Raw genomic sequence first — 2,333 nt, forward strand, 5'->3', positions numbered from 1 at the left:
ATACAGGGTGATAGCCCCGTACACGAAAATGCCTTAGTCATGAAAACGAGTAGGACGGGACACGTGATATCCTGTTTGAATATGGGGGGACCATCCTCCAAGGCTAAATACTCCCAACTGACCGATAGTGAACCAGTACCGTGAGGGAAAGGCGAAAAGAACCCCTGTGAGGGGAGTGAAATAGATCCTGAAACCGTGTGCGTACAAGCAGTAGGAGCACCTTCGTGGTGTGACTGCGTACCTTTTGTATAATGGGTCAGCGACTTATTGTCAGTGGCAAGGTTAACCGTATAGGGGAGCCGTAGCGAAAGCGAGTCTTAATAGGGCGTTCAGTCGCTGGCAATAGACCCGAAACCCGGCGATCTATCCATGTGCAGGTTGAAGGTGAGGTAACACTTACTGGAGGACCGAACCCACAAATGTTGAAAAATTTGGGGATGACGTGTGGATAGGGGTGAAAGGCTAATCAAGCCGGGAGATATCTGGTTCTCCCCGAAAGCTATTTAGGTAGCGCGTCATGTCTCACCCAGGGGGGTAGAGCACTGTTTGGGCTAGGGGGTCATCCCGACTTACCAACCCCATGCAAACTACGAATACCCTGGAGTGCAATCATGGCAGACAGACAGCGGGTGCTAACGTCCGTTGTCAAGAGGGCAACAACCCAGACCGCCAGCTAAGGTCCCCAATGTTAGTTAAGTGGGAAACGATGTGGGAAGGCTTAGACAGCTAGGAGGTTGGCTTAGAAGCAGCCACCCTTTAAAGAAAGCGTAATAGCTCACTAGTCGAGTCGGCCTGCGCGGAAGATGTAACGGGGCTAAAACTAGCAACCGAAGCTGCGGCTGCATACTTTGTATGTGGGGTAGGGGAGCGTTCTGTAAGCCGTCGAAGGTGTGTTGAGAAGCATGCTGGAGGTATCAGAAGTGCGAATGCTGACATGAGTAACGATAAGGGGAGTGAAAAACTCCCCCGCCGGAAGATCAAGGGTTCCTGTCCAACGCTAATCGGGACAGGGTTAGTCGGCCCCTAAGGCGAGGCAGAAATGCGTAGTCGATGGGAAACAGGTTAATATTCCTGTACCTCTTTTTACTGCGATGGGGGGACGGAGAAGGCTAGAGCAGCACGGCGTTGGTTGTCCGTGTTTAAGGTCGTAGGCTGGTGTCTTAGGTAAATCCGGGATGCTAAGGCTGAGAACTGATGACGAGTGTTCCTCGGAACACGAAGTGCTTGATGCCATGCTTCCAAGAAAAGCCTCTAAGCTTCAGGTAAAAAGAGACCGTACTCCAAACCGACACAGGTGATCAGGTAGAGAATACCAAGGCGCTTGAGAGAACTCGGGTGAAGGAACTAGGCAAAATGGCACCGTAACTTCGGGAGAAGGTGCACTGCTGGTGGTGAAGGACTTGCTCCGTAAGCTACTGGCAGTCGAAGATACCAGGCCCCTGCAACTGTTTATTAAAAACACAGCACTCTGCAAACACGTAAGTGGACGTATAGGGTGTGACGCCTGCCCGGTGCCGGAAGGTTAATTGATGGGGTTAGCGCAAGCGAAGCTCTTGATCGAAGCCCCGGTAAACGGCGGCCGTAACTATAACGGTCCTAAGGTAGCGAAATTCCTTGTCGGGTAAGTTCCGACCTGCACGAATGGCGTAATGATGGGGGCGCTGTCTCCACCCGAGACTCAGTGAAATTGAAATCGCGGTTAAGATGCCGTGTACCCGCGGCTAGACGGAAAGACCCCGTGAACCTTTACTATAGCTTTGCACTGAACTTTGAACCTATCTGTGTAGGATAGGTGGGAGGCTTTGAAGTCGAGACGCTAGTTTCGATGGAGCCGTCCTTGAAATACCACCCTGGTATGTTTGAGGTTCTAACGTCGGCCCCTTATCGGGGTTACGGACAGTGTATGGTGGGTAGTTTGACTGGGGCGGTCTCCTCCCAAAGAGTAACGGAGGAGCACGAAGGTGTGCTAATCATGGTCGGAAATCATGAGGTTAGTGTAAAGGCAAAAGCACGCTTGACTGCGAGACAGACATGTCGAGCAGGTACGAAAGTAGGTCTTAGTGATCCGGTGGTTCTGTATGGAAGGGCCATCGCTCAACGGATAAAAGGTACTCCGGGGATAACAGGCTGATACCGCCCAAGAGTTCACATCGACGGCGGTGTTTGGCACCTCGATGTCGGCTCATCACATCCTGGGGCTGAAGCCGGTCCCAAGGGTATGGCTGTTCGCCATTTAAAGTGGTACGCGAGCTGGGTTTAGAACGTCGTGAGACAGTTCGGTCCCTATCTGCCGTGGGCGTTGGAGATTTGAGAAGAGTTGTTCCTAGTACGAG

At 52.0% G+C, this 2,333-nt stretch carries 1 rRNA gene (running past both ends of the window); it reads left to right on the top strand.

Annotated features, from left to right (window positions below):
* A 23S ribosomal RNA gene (locus VC28_RS19650) occupies positions 1-2,333 on the top strand (it extends past both window edges: 312 nt to the left, 194 nt to the right).

The sequence above is a fragment of the Cellvibrio sp. pealriver genome, from assembly GCF_001183545.1.
Classification (GTDB): Bacteria; Pseudomonadota; Gammaproteobacteria; order Pseudomonadales; family Cellvibrionaceae; genus Cellvibrio.